Here is a 23,660-nt window from a genome sequence, read left to right as displayed (position 1 = left end):
GCAAGGCCGCGCACAGCGCTCGGCTTTCCGATACAATGCGTCACCGTGCCGACCATCGAGTCGGAAAGTTCAGACGAGGTGTTCCATGGATATCATCGAAACGATCAAAGAGCAGATTGCCAACAACACCATTCTGCTTTACATGAAAGGCTCGCCGAATGCCCCGCAGTGCGGGTTCTCGGCCAAGGCATCGCAAGCTGTGATGGGTTGTGGCGAGAAGTTCGCCTACGTCGACATCCTGCAGAACCCGGAAATCCGTGCCAACCTGCCCAAGTACGCCAACTGGCCAACCTTCCCGCAGCTGTGGGTAGCGGGCGAGCTGGTCGGCGGTAGCGACATCATGCTCGAAATGTTCGAGAAGGGTGAGCTGCAGGCCCTGATCAAGGACGCTGCTGCCAAGGCAAAGGCTGCTGAAGCCTGATCTTCGCGCAGACATAAAAAAACCCGCTCATGGCGGGTTTTTTTATGGGCGGCGATTTTACTCTTCGCCCATCTGCGATTGCAGGTAGTTCTCGATGCTGATCTTGTCGATCAGGCTCAGCTGGGTTTCCAGCCAGTCGATGTGCTCTTCCTCGGACTCGAGGATGTCTTCGAGCATTTCACGCGAGCCGAAGTCGCCGACGGTTTCGCAGTGAGCGATGGCGGCTTTCAGGTCGATCAGGCCTTTCTGCTCGATCTTCAGGTCGCACTCGAGCATTTCTTTGGTGTGCTCGCCGATCAGCAGCTTGCCCAGGTCCTGCACGTTGGGGATGCCTTCGAGGAAGAGAATACGCTTGATCAGTTTGTCAGCGTGCTTCATCTCATCGATGGATTCTTTGTACTCGTGCTTGCCGAGTTTGTTCAGGCCCCAATCTTCGTACATGCGTGCGTGCAGGAAGTACTGGTTGATCGCGACCAGCTCGTTTCCGAGGATCTTGTTGAGATGCTGGATGACGCTTACGTCGCCTTTCATGACGGGTTCCTGCCCTGTAGAAGTGTGCCAATACAGGGAAGTTTGAGCCCGATACTTAGGGCTGTCAAACCTAAGTTATTGAATAATAAGTGAAAATGAATAGGAATAAGAATGTTTGTGAAGCGCGTTGGAGTGCTAAGTTATTGAATTTCGGGCATAAAAAAACCGGACACAAGGTCCGGTTCTTCAAAATGAGTGGTTTCAGGCAGCGGTAAATTCTACCGGATAGGGCAGGGCGGCCTGGCTGACCTGAAGCTCGGTCAGGGTCTCGCGGACCACTTGCTTGGCAAGGCAGGCGCATTTGCCACATTGGCTGGCGACATTGGTCGCGGCTCGAACTTCCTTGTAGCTGCAGCATCCTTCAAAGATCGCATCGCGGATCTGTCCGTCGGTCACGCCGACACAAAGACACACATACATAAAGTCGGACCATCGCTGGTTGAGTCGATGGGTTGGAGCTTAATCGTAATGAGAATGCTTGTCAAAAGACTTTCTGAGAGGGCCGTGCTTGAGCGACCGGTGGTTGGATTCGGTCTGTCATGAGAAGCCGTGTATGATGGTCGGCCTTTGTTGGATGTCGGGCAAGCCCGTCTGGCCCGGCAAACGGTTTTTCACCCTCATCAGGAGATAACAATGAGCGTACTCGTTGGTAAACAAGCCCCCGATTTCACCGTTCCGGCTGTGCTGGGCAACGGCGAAATCGTCGACAGCTTCAACCTGGCCTCGGCCATCAAGGGCAAGTACGGCCTGGTGTTCTTCTACCCGCTGGACTTCACCTTCGTCTGCCCGTCCGAGCTGATTGCCCTGGACAACCGCATCCCTGACTTCCAGGCCCGCAACGTGGAAGTGATCGGCGTTTCGATCGACTCGCACTTCACCCACAACGCCTGGCGTAACACCCCGGTCAACAACGGCGGTATCGGCCAGGTCAAGTACACCTTGGCTGCCGACATCACCCATGAAATCTGCAAGGCCTACGACGTTGAGTCCGAAGGCGGCGTGGCCTTCCGTGGCGCCTTCCTGATCGACACCAACGGTGTGGTCCGTTCGCAGATCGTCAACGACCTGCCACTGGGCCGTAACATGGACGAGCTGCTGCGTCTGGTCGATGCCCTGCAGTTCCACGAAGAGCACGGCGAAGTCTGCCCTGCCAACTGGAAAAAAGGCGACAAAGGCATGAACGCTTCGCCAGAAGGCGTTGCTGCTTACCTGAGCGAGAACGCTGGCAAGCTGTAATTGCCGCGCGCATAAAAAAACCGGCCTTCGTGGCCGGTTTTTTTTGTTTCAAGTTTCTAGCTGCAAGCTGCAAGCTGCAAGCTGCAAGCTTCAAGAAAAACCGAGCGTGTGCTGTCTGCCCTTTCTTGCTGCTTGAAGCTTGTGGCTGCTTAGTCGTTGAAATCGCGCCAGCCGCCCATTTCTTTCCAGCGGTTGACGATGCCGCAGAACAGCTCGGCCGTCTTCTCGGTGTCGTAACGCGCCGAATGCGCTTCACGCCCATCAAAGTCGATGTCGGCGCTCTGGCAGGCCCGCGCCAGCACGGTCTGGCCATACGCCAGGCCGGCGAGGGTGGCGGTATCGAAGCTGGAAAACGGGTGGAAGGGGTTGCGCTTGAGGTCGTTGCGGTTGACCGCAGCGTTAAGGAAGCCCAAGTCGAAGCTGCTGTTGTGGCCGACCAGGATGGCCCGCTTGCAGCCGTTGGCCTTGAGCGCCTTGCGCACGCCTCGGAAGATATCGGTCAACGCGCTTTCTTCACTCACTGCCATGCGCAGCGGGTGGTCCAGCTTGATGCCGGTGAACTCCAGCGCGGCCGCCTCGATATTGGCCCCTTCGAACGGCTCAACCCGGTGGAAGTAGGTGTGTTCGGGGAACAGGAAGCCCTTCTCGTCCATGCCGATGGTGACGGCGGCGATTTCCAGCAGGGCGTCGGTGGCACTATTGAAGCCGCCGGTCTCGACATCCACCACCACCGGCAAGTAGCCACGGAAGCGCTCTGCCATCGGGTGGCGCGAGCCACCCCCGGCCTGGCTGTCCTGATCGTCTTCGTAGAGGTCTTCGCTCACGCGTTTTCCTCCAGCAGGCGCCAGCGCAGCTTCTCGCCAGCGCGCAGCGGTATCACCGTCTGCTCGCCGAACGGCAGGCTTTCTGGTGCGGTCCACTCTTCACGGACCAGGGTGATGGTGTCGGTGTTCGCCGGCAGGCCATAGAATGCCGGGCCGTGCAGGCTGGCAAAGCCTTCCAGCTTGTCCAGCGCATTGCGCTGCTCGAACGCTTCGGCGTACATCTCGATGGCCGCATAAGCGGTGTAGCAACCGGCGCAACCGCAGGCGGCTTCCTTGGCGTGACGGGCGTGAGGGGCCGAGTCAGTGCCGAGGAAGAATTTCGGGTTGCCACTGGTGGCCGCGTCCAGCAGCGCCACCTGGTGGGTGTTGCGCTTGAGGATCGGCAGGCAGTAGAAGTGCGGGCGGATGCCGCCCACCAGCATGTGGTTGCGGTTGTACAACAGGTGCTGGGCGGTAATGGTCGCGCCGACGTTGGCCGGCGCTTCGCTGACGAACTGCGCGGCATCGCTGGTGGTGATGTGCTCGAACACCACCTTGAGCGTCGGGAAGCGTTCGACCACGCGACGCATGTGTTCGTCGATGAAGCGCTTTTCGCGATCGAAGACATCGATCTCGCTACGCGTCACTTCACCGTGCACCAACAGTGGCATGCCGACTTCGGCCAGCGCTTCGATGGCGGGGAAGATGTTGTCGATGCTGGTCACGCCTGAATCGGAGTTTGTCGTGGCGCCGGCCGGGTACAGCTTGGCGGCATACACGATACCGCTGGCCTTGGCCGCGCGGATGTCCTCGGGGCTGGTGCGGTCGGTGAGGTAAAGCACCATCAGCGGTTCGAAGCGGCTGCCGGCCGGACGCGCATTGAGGATGCGCTCACGGTAGGCACCGGCTTCGACGGCATTGCGCACCGGCGGTACGAGGTTGGGCATGATGATGGCACGGGCGAAGGTACGCGCCACATCACCAACGGTATGGGGCAGGACGGCACCATCGCGCAGATGGATGTGCCAGTCGTCGGGACGCAGGAGGGTCAGGCGATCGGACATTGGGGATTCCAGGCGGGTCGAACTCAAGGCCCAATGCTACCGGAAAACCCTGGCCCGAGCACGGCTATCAAGTTTTTCGGACGGCGTCCGATACCCTGCAGGTAAGCCGTCAGAATTTGTGGAGCCGCCCGTGCGCCAGCGTTACCTAGCCATGTTCACCCTGTTCGCCAGCCTGCCGGCCGGTGCACTGACTTTCCAGACGCGCATGGAGAACATTGCCTGGCAAGTCGAGGGCGACCAGTTCGAGTGCCGTCTGATCCAGCCGATCGACGGTTTTGGCAGTGGCGAATTCGTGCGCCGGGCAGGTGAGCAGCCGGTGTTCCAACTGCGCTCGCACAGCAATGTGCTGGGGGCCGGGCCTGCCACACTGCTGGCGGCGGCGGCGCCCTGGCAGCCTGGGCGCGGTGACATCAACCTGGGCACCGTGCGCATGGCGCGCACGGGCGTGCTGTTCAGCTCGTCCCAGGGTCAGGCCAGCCGCCTGATCAATGGTCTGCTCGATGGGCGCAGCACGGTGGTACGCAACTACACCGGCGAAGCGGGCCGGGCCATGGAAGTGCGGGTGTTGCCGGTCAGTTTCGCCAAGGCCTATGGCGACTACCAGGTGTGTGCCAGCAAGTTGCTGGCGATGAACTATGACCAGGTTCGCCAGACTCAGGTGGGTTTCCCTGGCGGTGGCATCGAACTTGACGATTCGGCCAAGGCACGGCTGGATGTGGTTCTTGACTATATCAAGGCCGACCCGACGGTTAATCACATCGAGCTCAACGGCCATTCCGACAACAGCGGCAACCGCCTGACCAACCGTGATTTATCCCGGCGCAGGGCGATGACGGTGGCGGACTATTTCAAAGCCCATGGCGTGCCGGAGGCGCAGATCACCGTGCGCTTCCACGGCGAGCGGTATCCGCTGGCGAAGAACAACAGTGCTGCCAACCGGGCGCGCAATCGACGGGTGAATATCGAACTGGATCGGGTTGCAGTCGCTGAGACACCCGTCGAGAAGCCGGTGGAAAAACCTGTACAGCTGCCTGCTGCTGCCAGTCCGCCTATTGCCGCGCCGGCGTCCCCCGCACCGGGTGCGAAAGTGCCCTGAAAGTGAGATGGGCGGCGCGCCCCCTCGCAGCCGTCCCATAGCGCCCGACAGACGTCGCGCCATCGACAATTACTGTCGCTTTGTCGTCAGAAGCTGTCGCCCCACTGTAAATTTTTCCATAACGCCGTTAGAATCGACCCCTTTCCGTACAACCCCGTGGAGTGATGGCATGGCGGACGTAAATAAGGTCGTACTGGCGTATTCCGGCGGCCTTGATACTTCGGTGATTCTCAAGTGGCTGCAGGATACCTACAACTGCGAAGTGGTGACCTTCACCGCTGACCTGGGTCAGGGCGAAGAGGTCGAGCCGGCCCGTGCCAAGGCACAGGCAATGGGTGTGAAAGAGATCTACATCGACGACCTGCGCGAAGAATTCGTGCGTGACTTCGTGTTCCCGATGTTCCGCGCCAACACCGTCTACGAAGGCGAGTACCTGCTGGGTACCTCCATCGCCCGTCCGCTGATCGCCAAGCGCCTGATCGAAATCGCCAACGAAACCGGTGCTGACGCCATTTCCCATGGTGCAACCGGTAAAGGCAATGACCAGGTTCGTTTCGAGCTGGGTGCCTATGCGCTCAAGCCGGGCGTCAAGGTCATCGCCCCTTGGCGTGAGTGGGACCTGCTGTCCCGCGAGAAGCTGATGGACTACGCCGAGAAGCATGGCATCCCGATCGAGCGTCACGGCAAGAAGAAGTCGCCGTACTCGATGGACGCCAACCTGCTGCACATCTCCTACGAAGGCGGTGTCCTGGAAGATACCTGGACCGAGCACGAGGAAGACATGTGGCGCTGGAGCGTCTCTCCGGAGAACGCCCCGGACCAGGCTACTTATATCGAGCTGACTTACCTCAACGGTGACATCGTCGCCATCGATGGTGTCGAGAAGTCCCCGGCCACCGTTCTGGCCGACCTGAACCGCATCGGTGGTGCCAACGGCATCGGCCGTCTGGACATCGTCGAGAACCGTTACGTCGGCATGAAGTCTCGTGGCTGCTACGAAACCCCTGGCGGCACCATCATGCTGCGCGCCCACCGTGCGATCGAGTCGATCACCCTGGACCGTGAAGTCGCTCACTTGAAAGATGAGCTGATGCCGAAGTATGCCAGCCTGATCTACACCGGTTACTGGTGGAGCCCGGAGCGTGTGATGCTGCAGCAGATGATCGACGCGTCGCAGGTCAACGTGAATGGCGTGGTACGCCTGAAGCTGTACAAAGGCAATGTCACCGTGGTTGGCCGCAAGTCGGACGACTCGCTGTTCGATGCCAACATTGCGACCTTCGAGGAAGATGGCGGCGCCTACAACCAGGCGGACGCTGCCGGCTTCATCAAGCTCAATGCGCTGCGTATGCGCATTGCCGCCAACAAGGGCCGTTCGTTGCTCTGAGTACTGGCACGCATCGCACGAACCCCGGCTCAGGCCGGGGTTTTTTTTTGCGTCGACATCCAGCGGGTCGTCATCCCCTGAGATTGGCGGCATCTTGCTCGAGGGTGCAGACCGACAGCCTTGCGCATTGGTTTTTCTCGAGATTACAGAAGCGCCAGCGGTGCGCGGGTTCAGGCGATTGCGCGAGGGCAAGGCGGACTTGCTGTTCCAGCATGGGCTGGGCATCTGGGCCGGAGAAGATAACGGTAATAGGCTCGGGTACTTCCGTGACCGTCGCGGTGGGGCTGTCGCTGGTTGTTTTGCTTGATACAGGATTATAAAACGACTTGTAATTGAAGTTTAACGTCAAAAAGAACAGCGCTGTAAGGAAAAACGGAAAGCCCACCAGGAACCATGTATAGAGGCTCTGGCTGGATTCGCTGAGGAACGGCAGTGTCGCAAGGGCGGATGCTTCGATAATCCCCGCGAAGATGGCAATGATCGTCAGCGGGGCGACAGGTTGTGCTTCGGGCATGAGGGCTGTCTCCTGCGGTTTTGTTCATCATTACTCTACGCGGGCGCTCAACTAAAGATTGGATTGTTTCCCGGTTGAGAATTGTCTTTGAATACCTGTTAAGCCTGGTTTTTTCAGCGCCTGTGAAGTGGAATAATCTGCACGCGAAGGTTCGTTTTCAGCTGGTCATGTCGATTGGAGCGATGATAGGTTTTAATTGCGGATCATTAAGTTTCACGGTTGGCTCTGCACATGCTTTTGTAGGAAATTTCTGCAAGTGTTGTAAGTTTTCTCTATTCATGAGTTTCACTGGCAAATCGTTGCACCCTGAAGCGTTCTGTCGGTTATCGTGGCGTGCCACAGCAAAAATCAATAATGAATGGATATCGCATGAATAAAGTCCTTATCGTGGATGATCATCCGGTTATACGCCTGGCCGTGCGCATGCTGATGGAGCGGCACGGGTACGACGTCGTTGCGGAAACCGATAACGGCGTGGCCGCCTTGCAACTGACGCGTGAACACCTACCGGATATCGTGGTGCTCGATATCGGTATTCCAAAACTCGATGGCCTTGAAGTCATCGCCCGCATGGCAGCCTTCAGCCCAGGCAGCAAAGTGTTGGTGCTGACCTCGCAGGTGCCTGGTAACTTCTCGATGCGTTGCATGCAGGCGGGGGCGGCGGGGTATGTGTGCAAACAACAGGAGTTGACCGAGCTGCTAAGCGCCATCAAGGCCGTGCTGTCAGGCTACAGCTACTTCCCCAACCAGGCCTTGCATGCGTCACGGGGCAGGGGCAGTGGTGGCAGCGAGACGGATATGGTCAACCGCCTCTCGGCCCGGGAAATGACCGTTTTACAGCAGCTGTCGCGCGGGCGATCCAACAAGGAAATTGCCGACAGCATGTTCCTCAGCAACAAGACCGTCAGCACTTACAAGTCACGCTTGCTGCTCAAGCTGAACGCCAGGTCGTTGGTAGACCTGATCGAACTGGCTCAGCGCCACGGGCTTAACTGACCGCCAGCATGCAAAGCCTCCCTGAGGGAGGCTTTGCAAAAAAAGCTACAGATCGTAGTCGAAATCGGCCAGTTGTTTCTGCAGGCGCCGCTCTTCCAGCAGGTTGTCGATCGTGCGGCGTTTGCTCAGGTTGGTCTTTGCAGTTTCTACCTGCGGCTCCGCTTCATCATCCACGGCAACAAAATCATCTTCGATTGACAGGTCGTCTTTATCGGCACTCATGAGTCGCTCCAAGCCAAGGGGCCATTGGCCGTCCTTATAACCAGAAAGCTGACGCTGGTAAAAAAGATTTTTTCAATCGTGCCGGGTGGTTTTTCGCTATCGGCTCAATCGTCAGACGTCTTCTGCTTGTATTCGCAGAGGTCTTCGATCCGACAGCTCCCGCACCTGGGCTTGCGTGCCTGGCATACGTAGCGCCCATGCAGGATGAGCCAGTGGTGGGCATCGAGCAGGTAGTCCTTGGGTACAAACTTGACCAGCTTCTTCTCGACCTCAAGCACCGTTTTGCCGGGTGCAATGCCGGTGCGATTACTGACCCTGAAAATGTGCGTGTCCACCGCCATGGTTGGCTGCCGGAACGCCGTGTTGAGTACCACGTTGGCAGTCTTGCGCCCAACGCCAGGCAGCGCTTCAAGGGCTTCCCGGGTTTCTGGCACCTGGCTGTCATGGCGCTCGATCAGCAGTCGGCAGGCCTCGATCACGTTCTTGGCTTTGCTGTTATAGAGCCCGATGGTCTTGATGTATGCGCTCAGCCCTTCGACGCCCAGGGCGTAGATCGCTTCCGGCGTATTGGCCACGGGGAACAGGCGAGCGGTGGCCTTGTTCACGCCTACGTCAGTGGATTGCGCTGAAAGCGTGACGGCGACGAGCAGTTCGAACGGTGTGGTATAGGCCAGTTCCGTTTTCGGGTCGGGGTTGTCTTCGTGCAGCCTGCGAAAGATCTCCAGGCGTTTTGCGGCATTCATGGAATCAGCGCTTTCCTTGACGACGTGGGTGGGCGGTGCCCGGACGCAGGTGATTGTACAAGGCCAACAGCAGTCCGAGCAGTAGCAGCGCGCCAGGGGCGAGGCTGGCAAGGTGCAGGCCCAGCCCTTCGGCCAGCCATTGGCGGCAGGCGCCGAGCAGCAGGCAGGCGGCCAGCAGGCCAGCCAGATTCAACAACAGTGAGCGCCAACGCCCTTCATGTGGCAGCAGATAGTCTGCTACCAGGCACGGCAGGCACAGTAGCGCAGGGTACGGGCCCAGCAGCAGTGCTACCGGCAGCAGCCAGGCCCACAGGGCCAATTGCAGGCAACTGGCCAGGGCCGCCAATAACAGCAGGCTTGCCAGCATGTGTGCGGCGCCTTTCAGGCGGTTGCGCAACGGCACCAGCACTACTTGATGCAGGCCGATCATCATCACCGCGCACGCACCTAGGGCTGCGGCCAAGAGCAACGTTTGCGTGGCTCCCAGAAGAGGGGCAAGGCTGGCGGCCAGCAAGTAGCCCTTATTCATCGGCAGGGTCCCCAAGGAGGTCGTGGCGATGTTCATCGAAATAGACCAGGGCATCTTGCAATGCCTCGATAACTGCCCGCGAGGTCACTGTTGCGCCTGCGAGTTGGTCGAAATCGCCCTGGTCACGCTTCAATGCCCAGTGATCACTCAGGCGGCGATTGGCAAATTGCTTCAGCCAGTTCACTTGCGGGTCGGCAAGGCGACCACCGAGCCCGGGGCTTTCCTGCTGTTCGACCACCTGGCTACCGATCAGTCGCCCATCAGGGGCGATGGCGATGCTTAGCACCACTGGCCCGGCATAGCCTTGGGCCTGGGTCACCAGGACGATGGCCGCAGGCTTACCCGCCAGCGTAGCCCGGTAGGCCGCCACGATGCGACTGTGCGGGCGATGCGAGGCAGGCCTTGGCAGTGGGGTATCCAACGGCAGGTTGTCGTAACTGCCCTCCGGCAGGACGGCGAGCCTCTGACGGCTCTGCAGCTGCTTTTCGGCTTGGCTGACGGCGGGGAGGGTCCACTCGCGCCAGATCAGCGTGGTCGACAATGCCAGTACCGCAGTCACCAGCAGCAACCCTGCCGTGCGCATATGGGGGCTCACCGGGCAGCCTGCTGGCGGCGCGAGGCAAGCCGTTCAAGGCTGGGGACTGCAAGGTTCATCAGCAGAATGGCGAACGCCGTGCCGTCGGGGTAACTGCCCCAGGTGCGGATCAGGTAGATCAACAGGCCCACAGCAAAGCCGAACACCAGCTTGGCCCAATCGCTCCTGGGGCCGGAGACAGGCTCGGTGGCGATGAAAAAAGCGGCGAGCATGGTCGAGCCAGAAAACAGGTGCAGCAAGGGGGAGCCATTGGAGTCCGAGCCTGAGCCGTTCCAGGCCAGCAGGCTGAACAGCGACAACCCCGCCAGCAAACCTGCTGGCGCATGCCAGCTGAACACCTTGCGCTGCAAGAGAAACAGCCCACCCAGCAAAAACGCCAGGTTGGCCCATTCCGCGCCGCGCCCGCCGATATTGCCGAAGCCCGGGTGGGTGGCGAACAATTCATCAACGGTCAGGCTGCGGTTATGGCGCAGGCCATCGAGTAGGGTCGGCTGGGCCCAGGCATCGATGTGCTCGGCGCCGCCAAATACCTGCTGCAGGGTCTCGAACAAGCCAGCCGGCTGACCTGGCCAATGGTTCATCTGTGAGGGAAAGCTCAGCAACACGAAGGCATAGCCCAGCATGGCCGGGTTGAACAGGTTGCGGCCGACCCCGCCAAAGGCCTGTTTACCGATGCCGATAGCCGTGCCAGCGGCGATCATGGGCAGCCACCAAGGGGCCAGGGTGGGCAACGCCGCCGTCAGTAGCACGGCGGTCACCAGTGCACTGCCGTCGGTCAGTGCCAGGCTGACGGGCTCGCCACGCAGCTTCAATATCAGTGTTTCACAGAGCAGCGCTGCACTGGCGCATAGCAGCAGGTTGCACAGCAGCCCCCAGCCCTGCTGCCACAGTAGTGTCAGCAAACCGGGGAGGCAGGCCAGTAGCACCAGGGCCATGCTCGTGCGCAGGCGGGGGTCGGGCTTCATTGCGCAAAGAGTCCGTTGAAGCCGGAAAACGCCATGGCCATCACTCCGGCGCCAAGCAGCTCTATGGGCAGGCCGCGCAGGGCGACTGGGATGTCGGCCTGCGCGCTGCGCTGGCGCAAGTCGGCGAAAAGAACCAGAGCAAGCCACAAGCCTGCGCCTGCCAGCAGGCCTTTGGTCAGTGTTGCCGACCAGGCATTGCCGTCACCTGCCCCTTGCAGCGCCAGGCCCAGCACGCTGGCGTTGCACAGCAGCAGTGTGGGCAGGTCAGCCACCGGCCAAGCAGGGCGCAGCCTTGCCAGTGCCCAGGGGATGCCGAAGGCCAGAAGCGCCAGCCAGGGCAGCAACAGGAACAGGCTCAGTTCGTGAAGTTGCCAAGGGTCGAGCACCAGCCACCTCAGCAGGTGGGCGCCAATCAGCCCCAGCACGATGGCCAAGGCGCAGGCCAGCCCGAGCACATGCAAGCGCAGCCGGGAAGTCGGCTGTTGCGCCAAGCACAGATGATTGACCAGCGTGGCGCTGACCAGAACCAGAATGTAGTCACTCATGAACTGACGATAGCCGGGAATCACAGCGATTGTCCGGCATTCAGCGGGGGATGGAACTGCCCCGGCACTGAGGCCGGGGCAGGGGGCTTACTTGATGCGCTGGCCTGGTTTGGCGCCGCTGTCGGGGCTGAGCAGGTAGATCTCTTCACCGCCAGGGCCGGCAGCCATGACCATGCCTTCGGACACGCCAAAGCGCATCTTGCGAGGCTTGAGGTTGGCTACCATCATGGTCAGGCGGCCTTCCAGCTTGGAGGGGTCGGGGTAGGCCGACTTGATACCGGAGAACACGTTGCGGCGTTCGTCACCGATGTCCAGTGTCAGTTGCAGCAACTTGTCGGCACCTGCGACGGCCTCGGCCTTGACGATCAGGGCCACGCGCAAGTCGACGGCGGCAAAGGTGTCGAACTCGATTTCCGCCGACAGCGGCTCCTTGGTCAGCTCGCCATTGCCGGCCGGGGCCTGGGCCTGGCCGGCAGCAGCCAGCAAGTCTTCCTTGCTCGCGGCGACCATGGCTTCGACCTTGGCCGGTTCGATGCGGCTCATCAGTGCCTTGAAAGCGTTCAGGCGGTGGTTTTCCAGGCGCGACTGGTGGTCGTTCCAGGTCAGCGGCGCGACATTGAGGAAGGCCTCGGCGTCGGCAGCCAGTAACGGCAGTACCGGTTTGAGGAAGATCACCAACTGGCGGAACAGGTTTACGCCCTGAGCGCAGATGGCTTGCACCTCGTCCTGCTTGCCTTCCTGCTTGGCCAGCGACCAAGGGGCCTTTTCGGCGATCCAGGCGTTGGCGCGGTCGGCCAGGGCCATGATTTCGCGCATCGCACGGGCGAAGTCGCGGCTCTCGTAGGCCTCGGCAATGGACGGTGCGGCGGCCAGGAAGGCCTCGGTCAGCTCAGGTGCGGCATCGCCGGCCACCATCACACCTTCGTTGCCTTTGTGAATGAAGCCTGCGCAACGGCTGGCGATATTGACCACCTTGCCGACCAGGTCGGAGTTGACCTTCTGCACGAAGTCTTCCAGGTTCAGGTCCAGGTCATCTACGCCACGGCCCAGTTTGGCCGCGTAGTAGTAGCGCAGGTATTCCGGTTGCAGGTGGTCCAGGTAGGTGCGCGCCTTGATGAAGGTGCCGCGCGACTTGGACATCTTGGCGCCGTTGACGGTCAGGTAGCCGTGCACGTTGACTGCGGTTGGCTTGCGGAAACCCGCGCCTTCGAGCATGGCTGGCCAGAACAATGCGTGGAAGTTGACGATGTCCTTGCCGATGAAGTGGTACAGCTCGGCAGTGGAGTCTTCTTTCCAGAACGCATCGAAGTCCAGCTCCGGGCGGCGCGCGCAGAGGTTCTTGAAGCTGGCCATGTAGCCGATTGGCGCATCCAGCCAGACGTAGAAGTATTTGCCCGGCTCGCCCGGGATCTCGAAGCCGAAGTACGGCGCATCGCGGGAGATGTCCCACTCCTGCAGGCCCGAGTCCAGCCATTCGGCGAGCTTGTTGGCGACGGCCTCCTGCAAGGTGCCGCTGCGGGTCCACTGCTGCAGCATCGCCTGGAAGTCGGGCAGCTTGAAGAAGAAGTGCTGGGAATCACGCAGCACCGGGGTGGCACCGGAGATGGCCGACTTGGGGTTCTTCAGCTCGGTGGGGGCGTAGGTGGCGCCGCACTTTTCGCAGTTGTCGCCGTACTGGTCTTCGGCCGCGCATTTGGGGCAGGTGCCCTTGATGAAGCGGTCGGCCAGGAACATGCCCTTTTCAGGGTCGAAATACTGGGTCACCGAACGGGTGGCAATGTGCCCGGCCTCACGCAGGCGCGTGTAGATCAGGCCGGACAGCTCGCGGTTCTCTTCGCTGTGGGTCGAGTGGAAGTTGTCGAAGTCCACCAGGAAATCGGCGAAGTCGCCGCTGTGCTCGGCCTGGACGTTGGCGATCAGCTGTTCGGGCGTGATGCCTTCCTTTTCGGCGCGCAGCATGATGGCCGAGCCGTGGGCGTCGTCGGCGCAGACGTAGATGCACTGGTTGCCGCGTAGCTTCTGGAAGCGGACCCACATGTCTGTCTGGATGTACTCGAGCATATGGCCAAGATGGATTGATCCATTGGCATAGGGCAAGGCGCTGGTGACGAGAATCTGACGTGGCTCGGACATGGTGGCTCGGCTACTTATCTGGCTACGGGGTAAAAATGAGGGTGATCGGCCACTATAAAGGGCTGGCGAAGATATTTCACCCCACAGTCGCACCTGCTGACGATTGACGGGTTAGGATAGGCGCCTGTTTTACATTCAGTTTGCCAATGGGAGTCTCCATGAGTGCCGTCACCCGTGCCGCCGTCGAAGGCGTGCTTCGCCAGTACACCGACCCCTATCTGAACCAGGATCCGGTCAGCGCCGGCTGTGTGCGCGCCGTCGATATCCAGGGCGGTCAGGTCAGTGTGCAGTTGCAACTGGGGTATGCCGCAGGGTTGTTCAAGAACGGCTGGGCCCAGGTATTGCAGACAGCAATCGGCAACCTTGACGGCGTCACCAGTGCCCAGGTGTCGATCGACTGCGTGGTCGCCGCGCACAAGGCCCAGGCCCAGGTGCCGGCCATGGCCAACGTCAAGAACATCATCGCCGTGGCTTCGGGCAAGGGTGGCGTCGGCAAGTCGACCACTGCTGCCAACCTGGCCCTGGCCCTGGCCCGTGAAGGCGCCCGGGTAGGTATTCTCGACGCGGATATCTATGGCCCAAGCCAGGGCGTGATGTTCGGCATCGCTGAAGGCACCCGGCCACAGATTCGCGAGCAGAAGTGGTTTGTGCCGATCAAGGCGCATGGTGTGGAAGTCATGTCCATGGCGTTTCTCACCGACGACAACACGCCGATGGTATGGCGTGGCCCGATGGTGTCCGGTGCGCTGCTGCAACTGGTGACCCAGACCGCCTGGGATGACCTCGATTACCTGGTGATCGACATGCCGCCGGGCACCGGTGACATTCAGCTGACCCTGGCGCAGAAAGTACCGGTGGCCGGCTCGGTGATCGTCACCACCCCGCAAGACTTGGCCCTGCTGGACGCCAAGAAGGGCGTGGAAATGTTCCGCAAGGTCAACATCCCGGTGCTGGGTGTGGTGGAGAACATGGCCGTGCACATCTGTTCGAACTGTGGCCATGCCGAGCACCTGTTCGGCGAAGGTGGCGGTGAAAAGCTGGCGGCCCAATACGGCGTCGACCTGCTGGCCTCGCTGCCGCTGTCGATGCTGATCCGTGAGCAGGCCGACAGCGGCAAGCCGACGGCGATTGCCGAGCCGGAAAGCCAGATCGCCATGGTCTATCAGGAGTTGGCCCGCCAGGTGGGCGCGCGCATCGTCCTGCAGGAAGCGGCGGCGCCGGCGATGCCGAGCATTACCATCAGCGAGGATTGATATCCTCGCCGCTGCAGCGGTCTCTGCAGGAGCGGCCCGGCAAGGCCGCTTCTACAGGGCATGCCATTGCAGAAGGCATAAAAAAACCCGCCAGAAGGCGGGTTTTTTGAAAGCTTGTAAGCTTAGATCGACTTAGGCGATCTGAACTTCTTCAGCCTGCATACCTTTCTGGCCGCGGGTAGCGACGAAGGTAACAGCCTGGCCTTCTTTCAGGGTCTTGAAGCCGTCAGCTTGGATGGCTTTGAAGTGTACGAAGAGGTCGTCACCCGACTGAGGGGTGATGAAGCCGTAGCCTTTCTCATCGTTGAACCACTTAACGGTACCGTTTTGGCGATTGGACATGTTTCTGTCTCCTTGGACAAAGTTGATTACGGTCAGGAAAAACCCTGCCCGGGACTGAGTGCAAAGAGAGCAGAAAATTCAGAGATGGGCCGATCAGATCGTGCATCAAACTAGAGATTCTCGGTGTCACGTGCAGCACAGTGGCGTCACCTTACCCCACTTTCTGCAACCTGCCAATGGCCAGAAGCCGCTTTACTGAAATTCAGATCGGCGGCGGCTGTAGGCCCCGCCCGGCGGGGATTATAGCCAGAATGCAGGATGGAACTTTGAAGCGAGCGCCGGGACCGGTAAGATGCGCCTCACGATTTTCACCTAGCAACTCTTCAGGACACCCGCCATGAGCATCAAATCGGACAAGTGGATTCGCCGCATGGCGCAGGAACACGGCATGATCGAACCGTTCGTCGAGCGCCAGGTGCGCGGCGAGCACGACAGCCGGGTCATCTCCTTCGGCGTCTCCAGCTACGGCTACGACGTGCGCTGCGCCGACGAATTCAAGGTGTTCACCAACATCAATTCGGCCACCGTCGACCCGAAAAACTTCGACGCCGGCAGCTTCGTCGACGTCAAGAGCGACGTCTGCATCATCCCGCCAAACTCCTTCGCCCTGGCCCGCACTGTGGAGTACTTCCGCATTCCACGCAACGTGCTGACCATCTGCCTGGGCAAAAGCACTTACGCGCGCTGCGGCATCATCGTCAACGTCACCCCGCTCGAACCGGAATGGGAAGGCCACGTGACCCTTGAGTTCTCCAACACCACCACCCTGCCGGCAAAAATTTATGCCAACGAAGGTGTGGCGCAGATGCTCTTCCTCGAATCCGACGAAGAGTGCGAGGTGTCGTACAAGGACCGCGGCGGCAAGTACCAGGGCCAGCGCGGCGTCACCTTGCCACGCACCTGAGCCGACGAGCGCGGGGAATTCCCCGTGTGTTTGGTACTCCAACGGGTAACTGCCGATGTGCATGACGCGTATCGGCGCCCGTCAGGAGCCGCCAATGAAACTCCATCCCGCAATCAGTGCCAAGCTGGCTGGCTTGCAGCCCAATCAGGTCGGGTTGTTGCCGTGGTCATTGCTGGCGCATCCGCTGCCGATGCAGGCGGGGGGCGTGCCTCACCAGCCAGGTCCCGATACCCCGCAACCATCGCAACCCGGTGAAACGCCCATGGAGCCAGGTGAACCGACCTTGCCCGATGAGCCGCCTCCCGCGCCGGTCGCCTAAGCCGCTGCTGCTATAGCGCCCATACCCGTTCAGCGCCGGTCAGAAACACTCGGCTGGTGCTATCGGGGTGGACGCGCCAGCCACCGGTGAACTCACCGAAGGCGGGTAGCAGGCTGACTTTGTCATCGATCAGAAAGCAAGGCAGGCGCAGTCGCTGCCTGGCTCGCCCCTGCAAGACGAACACAGGGTGAACATGCCCCGCCAGCACCGGGTACTGGGGGTGGGCGAGAGGCTCGTGCTGCAAGGCAAAAGGTGCCAACACCCACGGCTCTTCCACCACTTCGATACCCAGTTCAGCCGGTGGGTCGCCCGCGTGGCGATCATGGTTGCCACGCACCAGCACGATCCGTAGCTCGGCATGCCGTTGGCGCCACGCCTGCAGCCTGGCCAGCGTCGCAGGTGCGCGGCCGGTGCGGGCATGCAGGAAATCGCCGAGCACGACCAGTAATTGGCAGTCATGGTTGGCCAGCAGGGTATTCAGGCGTGCCAAGGTGGCTTCGGTAGTACCGCGCGGCACGGGTTGATGAAGGGCGCGATAGCTGGCGGCCTTGCCGATATGCACATCGGCTACCAGCAGGGCGCGGCGGGCAGGCCAGTACAGGGCTTTGTCCGGCAACAGCCAAAGCGTTTCTTCGCAGTGTTCGATGGTCAGGTAATCATTCATCGCGTGCCACTCGCTGCGTTCTCCAGGTCTGCCACCATTCGCGCAATGCGGTCAGCCAGCTTTTCAGTGCTCAAGGTTTCGCGCATGCCTTCCACCAGCAAGGCAAAGGCCAATGGGCCGGGGCGGCGCAACTCATGCAGGTCCAGCCGCAGTTGGCCCATCTTCAGCAACTGGCGCTGCAGCCGATCGATCTCCAGTTCTTCGCGCAGCACTTCGTCCCGGGCCTGGCCGAGCAGCAGATTGTCGGCATCGTGCTTGCGAAACACCTCGTAGAAAAGCCCGCTCGACGCCTGGATCTGCCGGGTGCTCTTTTGCGCTGCCGGGTAGCCGCCAAACACCAGCCCGGCGATCTGGGCGATCTCGCGAAAGCGCCGCAGCGCCATCTCGCCCGCGTTGAGGCTGGCCAATACGTCCTCCAGCAGCTGCTCGGGCGATAGCGCAGTGGGCAAGTGCGCCGCCCAGTCCACGGCGCTCGGGCTGAGCAGTTCGAAGCCATAGTCACTGACGGCGATGGACACAGACAGTGGCTGTACCCGGCTGACCCGCCAGGCAATCAGGTTGGCCAGCCCCAGGTTGGCCATGCGCCCGGCGAACGGATAGAGAAACAGGTGCCAGCCCTGGCGTGATTTCAGGGTTTCTGCCAGCAGCGTGCCGGTGGTTGGCAGGGCCGACCAGCGCGCCTGCAGCTCCAGCAGGGGGCGTACGGCGCGCATTTCCGGGCCGTCGTAATGTTGGTGGGCGGCGGCATCGAGCTGTTCGACCAGGGCATCGGCCAGTTCGCTGGACAGTGGCATGCGCCCGCCATTCCAGCGTGCCACGGCGGCTTTGCGCGAGGTGCTGCGACGTACGTAGGCGGTCATGTTTTCGACCCGCACCAACTCCAGCACCCGGCCGGCGAAGACCAGGCTGTCACCCGGACGCAGGCGGGCGATGAAGGCCTCTTCGACACTGCCCAGCGACTTGCCGCCACCGCCCTTGCTCCAGTACTTGAGCTGCAGGCTGGCGTCGCTGACGATGGTGCCGATGCCCATGCGGTGCCGGCGTGCCAGGCGCTCGCTGGCAACCCGCCAGACGCCGTCGGCCTGGGCCTCGACACGCTGGTAGTCCGGGTAGGCGCTGAGCGAGTTGCCGCCGTGGCAGACGAAGTCCAGCGCCCACTGCCACTGGCTGTCGCGCAACGTGCGAAAGGCCCAGGTGCTGCGCACTTCGTCAAGCAACTGATCGGGCCGAAAGCCGCTGCCCAGGGCCATGCTGACCAGGTGTTGCACCAGTACATCCATGCACAGGCGTGGCGAACTTCTGGTCTCGATCTGCCCGGCAAGCAGCGCCTTTCGGGCCGCCGCCGCCTCCACCAGCTCCAGGCTGTGGGTGGGCACCAGGGTCACCCGCGAGGGGCGCCCGGGTGCATGCCCGGAGCGCCCGGCACGCTGCATCAGGCGGGCGATACCTTTGGCCGAGCCGATCTGCAACACCCGCTCCACAGGCAAGAAGTCCACGCCCAGGTCCAGGCTGGAGGTGCAGATGACCGCTTTCAGCGTGCCTTGCTTCAGGTTGCGTTCGACCCAGTCGCGGGTATCGCGGGCCAGTGAGGCATGGTGCAGGGCGATCAGGCCGGCCCAGTCTGGGCGTGCATCGAGCAATGCCTGGTACCAGAGTTCGGCCTGGGCGCGGGTATTGGTGAAGACCAGGCTGCTGGCGCTATTGTCGATTTGCGTGCTGACCTGGTCGAGCATCTTCAGGCCCATGTGCCCTGCCCAGGGGAAACGCTCGATCTCTGGCGGCAGCAGGGTGTCGACTTGCAGGTGTTTGTCCTGTCGGCCTTGCACCAGCAACCCTTCGTGAGGCAACAGCACTTCAAGCGCGTGTTGCAGGTTGCCGAGGGTCGCCGAAAGCCCCCAGGTCAGCAACTGCGGGTGCCAGTGGCGCAGGCGCGCCAAGGCCAGCTGCAATTGCACGCCACGCTTGTTGCCGAGCAGCTCATGCCACTCGTCCACCACCACCAGGCGCAGGCCAGCGAAGTCCTCGCGGGCCTGCGCCCGGGTCAGCAGCAAGGTCAGGCTTTCGGGTGTGGTGATCAATACGCTGGGCAGGCGTCTTGCCTGCCGCGCACGCTCTGCGCTGCGGGTATCGCCACTGCGGACTCCCACGCTCCAGTTCAGCCCCAGTTCATCGAGCGGTGCTTGCAAGGCGCGCGCGGTATCGGCGGCCAAGGCGCGCATGGGCGTGACCCAAAGCACCTGCAAGGGGGCCGGTTGGCGGCCAGAGGGGCTGGTGGCGAACGCGCGAAGCGCTGCCAGCCAGACCGCGTAGGTTTTACCGGCGCCGGTACTGGCGTGCAACAGCCCGGATTCACCGCGCTCGACGGCTGCCCAGACACGCCGCTGGAAGGCGAACGGCTTCCAGCCGCGCTGGGCGAACCAGGCATTGGCGAGGTCGGTGGAGGCGGGCATGGGGGCAGGCGATCCTTCGAAGGTTGTGCTTCTACTGACCGCTTGCCCGGCCGATTGGTTTTACCGGATCAGTTACCCAGTAGGTAGCCGCTGCGGCACACGTGCTCGCCGGCCACATGGGCGATGACCATGCCCGCCGTCGCCATGCGCCGCACGCTGCGGGCGTACAGCAGGCCGGGTTGGCTGTTGCGCACGGCGGTTACCCGGTCGTTGAGCGGGTCGATGACTTCGGCGATCAACTGGTCGGCTTGCAGGTGCTGGCCTGGGCGGGCGTGGTACACCAGCAAGCCGCCCAGCGGTGCAGATATCGGTTCCACGGCGGCTAACGGCGTGGCCGGGCGGGGCAGCGGTGGAAGGGGCGCGTGGGCCCCTTCGATGACGCCGGCATGGGTCAGGAAGTCGAGTATCGCCTGGCAGTCCTTGCCGGCCAGTTCGTGGCTAACATCCGCCTGCCCACGCAACTCGACGGTCACCGCACAGCAGCCCAGCGGGATCGGGAAACGCTTGCCGAAGCGTTGCTGCAACTGCCACCAGACCAGGCTGAAACATTCATCGAACGATTGCCCGCCGGAGTCGGTGGCCAGCAAGCTGGCCTGGGCCCCCAAATAACGGGCCAGTGGCTCGATCTGTGGCCAGGCTTCGGGTGTGGTGTACAGGTGCTCGACGGCTTCGAAGTCGCAGTGCAGGTCCAGTATCAGGTCGGCGTCACAGGCCAGGCGCTGCAGGATCAGGCGCTGGGCCTGGAGGGGCGTGCGGGTGGGGTATGCGTCCAGCCCGCGGCGCAGGTATTCACGGATCAGGGCAATGTTGTGGGCCGGGTCCTGGGTCAGGTGCTGTTCGATCTGATCACCGATGCTGTCCGACAAGTCGACGAAATTGCGATTGAAGTTCTCGCCGCTTTGCAGTTCGAAGCGCCCCAGCGGTGCGTCCAGCAGTACCTGTTCCAGGCCTACCGGGTTAGCCACCGGCACCAGGATGATTTCCCGTTGCAGACGGCCCTGCTGCTCCAACTCGGCCAGCCGCCGCTTGAGGTGCCACGCCACCAGCATGCCGGGCAGTTCGTCGGCATGCAGCGAGGCCTGGATGTACACCTTGCCGCCACCGCGTGGGCCAAAGTGGAAGCTGTGCAGTTGGCGTGAGATGCCCGGTACGGGGGCAAGCAGGTCGTGGGTCGAATGGTGCATGGGGGTCCTGGCTACGTGGCGAAAACGGTCTGCGACACGGGTCGGCACAAAGATAGAAGCATAGTTTGCCACTCTGTGCCTCTTCAGATCAGCAATGCCTGCAATGTGGCCAGGTCGTCGGCTTCTTCCACCGGTTTGTCCAGGCGCCAGCGCAGCATGCGCGGAAAGCGCACGGCGATGCCGCTTTTGTGGCGGCTGGACAGGGCAATGCCCTCGAAGCCCAGTTCGAAGACCAGGGTTGGGGTCACGCTGCGCACCGGGCCGAACGTTTCAACGGTGGTCTTGCGGATGATCGCGTCGACCTTGCGCATCTCTTCATCGCTCAGCCCGGAATAGGCCTTGGCGAAGGGAACCAAGGCCCGCTCGGGGCTGCCCGGGGGCGCGTTCCACACGGCAAACGTGTAGTCGCTATAGAGGCTGGCGCGGCGGCCATGGCCGCGTTGGGCGTAAATCAATACGGCATCGACGCTGAACGGGTCGATCTTCCATTTCCACCAGGTGCCCATGTCCTTGGTGCGGCCTACGCCATACAGGGCCTCACGCTGCTTGAGCATCAGGCCTTCCACGCCCAGGCTACGCGACTGCTCACGCTGCTCGGCGAGGTCGGCCCAGCTCAGCCCTTCGAGTAACGGCGAGAGCAGCACCGGCGCCAGTGGGTATTCTGCCACCAGGCGCTCCAGTTGCCGACGACGCGCGTGCTGCGCGCGGTTGCGCCAATCCTCGCCCTGCCATTCCAGCAGGTCGTAGGCCTGCAGCACCACGGGGGCATCGGCCAACAGCTTCTTGCCCAAGGTCTTGCGGCCCAGGCGCTGTTGCAGCAGGGCGAAGGGCTGCACGGCCAGCGCACCGCGGGTGGCGCCAGGCTTCCAGACCAGAATCTCGCCATCGAGCACAACGCCATCCGGCAAGGTTTGCGCCAAGCTGTGCAGCTCGGGGAAGCGATCGGTGACCAGTTCTTCGCCGCGTGACCAGACCCACAGCTGGCCGTCACGCTTGACCACCTGGGCGCGGATGCCGTCCCATTTCCATTCGACCTGCCAATCGCTCGGTGGCCCGAGCAGCGCATCGAACTGCTCGGTTGGCGCTTGCAACGCATGCGCCAGGAAGAATGGATACGGCTGGCCGCCGCGCTGGCTGTGCTCATCGGCCGACTCGGCGGCCACCAAACGGTGGTAATCGGCGGCGCTGGGGCGGTGGCCGATGTCGGTGTAGCCGACCAGGCGTTGGGCCACGCGCTTGGCGTCGAGGCCTGCCAGCTGAGCCAGGGCGCGGGTGACCAGCAGCTTGGACACACCAACGCGAAAGCTGCCGGTGATCAGCTTCAGGCACAGCATCAGGCTGGGCCGGTCGAGCTGCGCCCAGAGCGGTGGCAGGCGCTGGCGGACCTCTTCGGCCGGCAACCCGCGAAGGGGCAGCAGGTGAGCCTCGACCCAGTAGGCCAAGCCATCGTCGCTGCCCTGGCTGTTCTGAGGCAGCAGCAACGAAATGGTCTCGGCAAGGTCGCCCACGGCTTGGTAACTTTCTTCGAACAGCCAGTCGGGCAGTGCTGCCAGGGCAGTGGCCAGCTCACGCAGCACACGGGTGGGCACCAGTTGCCGGGGGCGGCCACCGGCCAGGAAGTAAACGGCCCAGGCCGCATCGTCGGCAGGGGCCTGGGCAAAGTAATCGCGCAACGCTTCGAGCTTGGCGTTGCTGGAGGTGGTCGCGTCCAGGCGCAGGTACAGCGCGGCAAAGGCCTTCATGCCTCGGCACCGGCGGGTGTCGACTCGTCTTCATCGCCGTATTCGGTGGCGAAGGCACGGGCATCCAGGCCCTGTTCGTTGAGATAGCGCACCAGCACGTTGACCGAACCATGGGTGACCATCACCCGCTGTGCACCGGTCTGGCCGATGGCCCACAGCAGCCCTGGCCAGTCAGCATGGTCCGACAGCACGAAGCCGCGGTCGACGCCACGTCGGCGGCGTGTACCGCGCAACAGCATCCAGCCGCTGGCGAAGGCATCGCTGTAGTCGCCGAAGCGGCGCATCCAGCTGCTGCCGCCGGCTGACGGTGGGGCCAGGACCAAGGCCTGGCGCAGCAACGGGTCGTTGCGTGGGATATCGCCGGCATAGCGAGTTTCTGGCAAGTACACGCCTGCCTCTCGGTACACCCGGTTCAGCGGCTCGACCGCACCGTGCACCAGAATTGGCCCGATACTCGCGTCCAGCCCATGAAGGATGCGCTGCGCCTTGCCGAAGGCGTAGCAGAAGAGCACGCTGGCTTTGCCCTGATCGCGGTTGGCCCGCCACCAGGCATTGATGCCGGCAAAGACCTCGGCCTGGCTGGGCCAGCGATAGATCGGCAGGCCGAAGGTCGACTCGGTGATGAAGGTGTGGCACGCCACGGGCTCGAAGGCTGCGCAGGTGCCGTCGGGTTCGACTTTGTAGTCGCCCGAAGCGACCCAGACTTGGCCCTGGTGTTCCAGGCGCACTTGCGCCGAACCCAGTACGTGACCGGCCGGGTGCAGGCTCAGGGTAACCCCGTGGTGGCGGATGCGCTCGCCGTAGGCCAGGGTCTGCAGGTCGATAGACTGGCCCAGGCGACTGCGCAAGATACCTTCGCCAGAGGCGGCAGTGAGGTAGTGGCGATTACCGGTACGCGCGTGATCACCGTGGCCATGGGTGATGATGGCACGGTCCACCGGCCGCCAGGGGTCGATGTAGAAATCACCGGGCGGGCAGTACAGGCCTTCGGGGCGGGCGATTACGAGGTCCATGGCACGGCG

At 62.1% G+C, this 23,660-nt stretch carries 26 protein-coding genes; 8 read left to right on the top strand and 18 right to left on the bottom strand.

Features of this window, described 5'->3' with window-relative positions; genetic code table 11:
• Positions 1-85: 85 nt before the first annotated feature.
• The gene (grxD, locus tag LJX93_RS21160) at positions 86-421 is read left to right on the top strand and encodes a Grx4 family monothiol glutaredoxin (RefSeq protein WP_033702671.1); all 336 of its coding nucleotides are present in this window, start codon (positions 86-88) and stop codon (positions 419-421) included.
• A gap of 57 nt (positions 422-478) precedes the next feature.
• Here grxD and bfr read toward each other — a convergent pair whose 3' ends face one another.
• Both bfr and LJX93_RS21150 read right to left on the bottom strand, forming a co-directional pair.
• Positions 479-952, bottom strand: a complete 474-nt coding sequence (gene bfr / locus LJX93_RS21155) for a bacterioferritin (protein WP_027594191.1) — start codon at positions 950-952, stop codon at positions 479-481.
• A gap of 201 nt (positions 953-1,153) precedes the next feature.
• Positions 1,154-1,372 (bottom strand): bacterioferritin-associated ferredoxin, encoded by a 219-nt coding sequence (locus LJX93_RS21150; RefSeq protein WP_095064234.1) that lies wholly within the window; start codon positions 1,370-1,372, stop codon positions 1,154-1,156.
• 213 nt (positions 1,373-1,585) lie between these two features.
• Here LJX93_RS21150 and LJX93_RS21145 point away from each other — a divergent pair, with 213 nt between their 5' ends.
• Positions 1,586-2,188 (top strand): peroxiredoxin, encoded by a 603-nt coding sequence (locus LJX93_RS21145; RefSeq protein ID WP_033702669.1) that lies wholly within the window; start codon positions 1,586-1,588, stop codon positions 2,186-2,188.
• A gap of 149 nt (positions 2,189-2,337) precedes the next feature.
• On the opposite strand, the gene rnt is transcribed toward LJX93_RS21145, so the two are convergent.
• Both rnt and pyrC read right to left on the bottom strand, forming a co-directional pair.
• Complete coding sequence (gene rnt, locus LJX93_RS21140) at positions 2,338-2,949, bottom strand: ribonuclease T (protein ID WP_371097688.1); 612 nt, start codon at positions 2,947-2,949, stop codon at positions 2,338-2,340.
• 59 nt (positions 2,950-3,008) lie between these two features.
• Positions 3,009-4,055 carry a dihydroorotase gene (pyrC, locus tag LJX93_RS21135; protein ID WP_033702667.1) on the bottom strand — a complete coding sequence of 349 codons (1,047 nt, stop codon included), beginning with the start codon at positions 4,053-4,055 and terminating at the stop codon, positions 3,009-3,011.
• Positions 4,056-4,185: 130 nt separating this feature from the next.
• Here pyrC and LJX93_RS21130 point away from each other — a divergent pair, with 130 nt between their 5' ends.
• Together LJX93_RS21130 and LJX93_RS21125 are read left to right on the top strand one after the other, a co-directional pair.
• Positions 4,186-5,151, top strand: coding sequence for a flagellar protein MotY (locus LJX93_RS21130; RefSeq protein WP_033702666.1), 966 nt, complete (start codon positions 4,186-4,188; stop codon positions 5,149-5,151).
• A 169-nt stretch (positions 5,152-5,320) separates the two neighbouring features.
• On the top strand, positions 5,321-6,538 hold the full coding sequence (locus LJX93_RS21125; RefSeq protein WP_033702665.1) for an argininosuccinate synthase: 1,218 nt from the start codon (positions 5,321-5,323) through the stop codon (positions 6,536-6,538).
• A gap of 70 nt (positions 6,539-6,608) precedes the next feature.
• Here the strand turns inward: LJX93_RS21125 and LJX93_RS21120 are convergent, their stop codons facing one another.
• On the bottom strand, positions 6,609-7,052 hold the full coding sequence (locus LJX93_RS21120; RefSeq protein ID WP_033702664.1) for a hypothetical protein: 444 nt from the start codon (positions 7,050-7,052) through the stop codon (positions 6,609-6,611).
• A gap of 369 nt (positions 7,053-7,421) precedes the next feature.
• Here LJX93_RS21120 and LJX93_RS21115 point away from each other — a divergent pair, with 369 nt between their 5' ends.
• Entirely contained in the window at positions 7,422-8,048 is a 627-nt protein-coding gene (locus LJX93_RS21115; RefSeq protein ID WP_033702663.1) for a response regulator transcription factor, read from the top strand.
• Between the two features lie 45 nt (positions 8,049-8,093).
• On the opposite strand, the gene LJX93_RS21110 is transcribed toward LJX93_RS21115, so the two are convergent.
• The 7 genes from LJX93_RS21110 to metG form a co-directional block, all read right to left on the bottom strand.
• Complete coding sequence (locus LJX93_RS21110) at positions 8,094-8,270, bottom strand: PA3496 family putative envelope integrity protein (RefSeq protein WP_033702662.1); 177 nt, start codon at positions 8,268-8,270, stop codon at positions 8,094-8,096.
• Between the two features lie 104 nt (positions 8,271-8,374).
• A complete protein-coding gene (gene nth / locus LJX93_RS21105) occupies positions 8,375-9,013 on the bottom strand; it encodes an endonuclease III (RefSeq protein WP_033702661.1) in 639 nt (212 codons plus the stop codon).
• A 4-nt stretch (positions 9,014-9,017) separates the two neighbouring features.
• Entirely contained in the window at positions 9,018-9,542 is a 525-nt protein-coding gene (locus LJX93_RS21100; RefSeq protein ID WP_033702660.1) for an Rnf-Nqr domain containing protein, read from the bottom strand.
• Entirely contained in the window at positions 9,535-10,125 is a 591-nt protein-coding gene (locus tag LJX93_RS21095) for an RnfABCDGE type electron transport complex subunit G (protein WP_413787251.1), read from the bottom strand. The genes LJX93_RS21100 and LJX93_RS21095 overlap by 8 nt, the downstream gene beginning before the upstream one ends.
• An 8-nt stretch (positions 10,126-10,133) precedes the next feature.
• Positions 10,134-11,102: an RnfABCDGE type electron transport complex subunit D gene (locus LJX93_RS21090; RefSeq protein ID WP_227696395.1), complete on the bottom strand. Its 969-nt coding sequence runs from the start codon at positions 11,100-11,102 to the stop codon at positions 10,134-10,136.
• Entirely contained in the window at positions 11,099-11,647 is a 549-nt protein-coding gene (locus tag LJX93_RS21085) for an Rnf-Nqr domain containing protein (protein ID WP_033702989.1), read from the bottom strand. The genes LJX93_RS21090 and LJX93_RS21085 overlap by 4 nt, the downstream gene beginning before the upstream one ends.
• An 87-nt stretch (positions 11,648-11,734) precedes the next feature.
• Complete coding sequence (metG, locus tag LJX93_RS21080; RefSeq protein ID WP_033702657.1) at positions 11,735-13,780, bottom strand: methionine--tRNA ligase; 2,046 nt, start codon at positions 13,778-13,780, stop codon at positions 11,735-11,737.
• Between the two features lie 158 nt (positions 13,781-13,938).
• Here metG and apbC point away from each other — a divergent pair, with 158 nt between their 5' ends.
• On the top strand, positions 13,939-15,033 hold the full coding sequence (apbC, locus tag LJX93_RS21075) for an iron-sulfur cluster carrier protein ApbC (protein ID WP_033702656.1): 1,095 nt from the start codon (positions 13,939-13,941) through the stop codon (positions 15,031-15,033).
• A 132-nt stretch (positions 15,034-15,165) separates the two neighbouring features.
• Here apbC and LJX93_RS21070 read toward each other — a convergent pair whose 3' ends face one another.
• Complete coding sequence (locus tag LJX93_RS21070; RefSeq protein WP_012273869.1) at positions 15,166-15,375, bottom strand: cold-shock protein; 210 nt, start codon at positions 15,373-15,375, stop codon at positions 15,166-15,168.
• A gap of 337 nt (positions 15,376-15,712) precedes the next feature.
• Between LJX93_RS21070 and dcd the strand changes: the two genes are divergently transcribed.
• Both dcd and LJX93_RS21060 read left to right on the top strand, forming a co-directional pair.
• Complete coding sequence (gene dcd / locus LJX93_RS21065; protein WP_012313046.1) at positions 15,713-16,279, top strand: dCTP deaminase; 567 nt, start codon at positions 15,713-15,715, stop codon at positions 16,277-16,279.
• Positions 16,280-16,373: 94 nt separating this feature from the next.
• The gene (locus LJX93_RS21060; RefSeq protein WP_033702655.1) at positions 16,374-16,598 is read left to right on the top strand and encodes a hypothetical protein; all 225 of its coding nucleotides are present in this window, start codon (positions 16,374-16,376) and stop codon (positions 16,596-16,598) included.
• 10 nt (positions 16,599-16,608) lie between these two features.
• Here LJX93_RS21060 and pdeM read toward each other — a convergent pair whose 3' ends face one another.
• The 5 genes from pdeM to LJX93_RS21035 all read right to left on the bottom strand — a co-directional run bounded on the left by pdeM (position 16,609) and on the right by LJX93_RS21035 (position 23,651).
• On the bottom strand, positions 16,609-17,262 hold the full coding sequence (gene pdeM, locus LJX93_RS21055; RefSeq protein WP_033702653.1) for a ligase-associated DNA damage response endonuclease PdeM: 654 nt from the start codon (positions 17,260-17,262) through the stop codon (positions 16,609-16,611).
• Positions 17,259-19,712, bottom strand: coding sequence for a ligase-associated DNA damage response DEXH box helicase (locus LJX93_RS21050; protein ID WP_227696394.1), 2,454 nt, complete (start codon positions 19,710-19,712; stop codon positions 17,259-17,261). The genes pdeM and LJX93_RS21050 overlap by 4 nt, the downstream gene beginning before the upstream one ends.
• A 68-nt stretch (positions 19,713-19,780) precedes the next feature.
• Complete coding sequence (locus LJX93_RS21045; RefSeq protein ID WP_033702651.1) at positions 19,781-20,896, bottom strand: succinylglutamate desuccinylase/aspartoacylase family protein; 1,116 nt, start codon at positions 20,894-20,896, stop codon at positions 19,781-19,783.
• Positions 20,897-20,979: 83 nt separating this feature from the next.
• A complete protein-coding gene (locus LJX93_RS21040; RefSeq protein WP_227696393.1) occupies positions 20,980-22,638 on the bottom strand; it encodes an ATP-dependent DNA ligase in 1,659 nt (552 codons plus the stop codon).
• Complete coding sequence (locus LJX93_RS21035; protein ID WP_156311283.1) at positions 22,635-23,651, bottom strand: ligase-associated DNA damage response exonuclease; 1,017 nt, start codon at positions 23,649-23,651, stop codon at positions 22,635-22,637. The genes LJX93_RS21040 and LJX93_RS21035 overlap by 4 nt, the downstream gene beginning before the upstream one ends.
• Between the last annotated feature and the right edge of the window lie 9 nt (positions 23,652-23,660).

The organism is Pseudomonas sp. HN2-3 (genome assembly GCF_020691745.1).
GTDB lineage: Bacteria > Pseudomonadota > Gammaproteobacteria > Pseudomonadales > Pseudomonadaceae > Aquipseudomonas > Aquipseudomonas capeferrum.
Note: the sequence above shows the minus strand (reverse complement) of the source record. Positions and strands in the feature narration are given on the sequence as shown.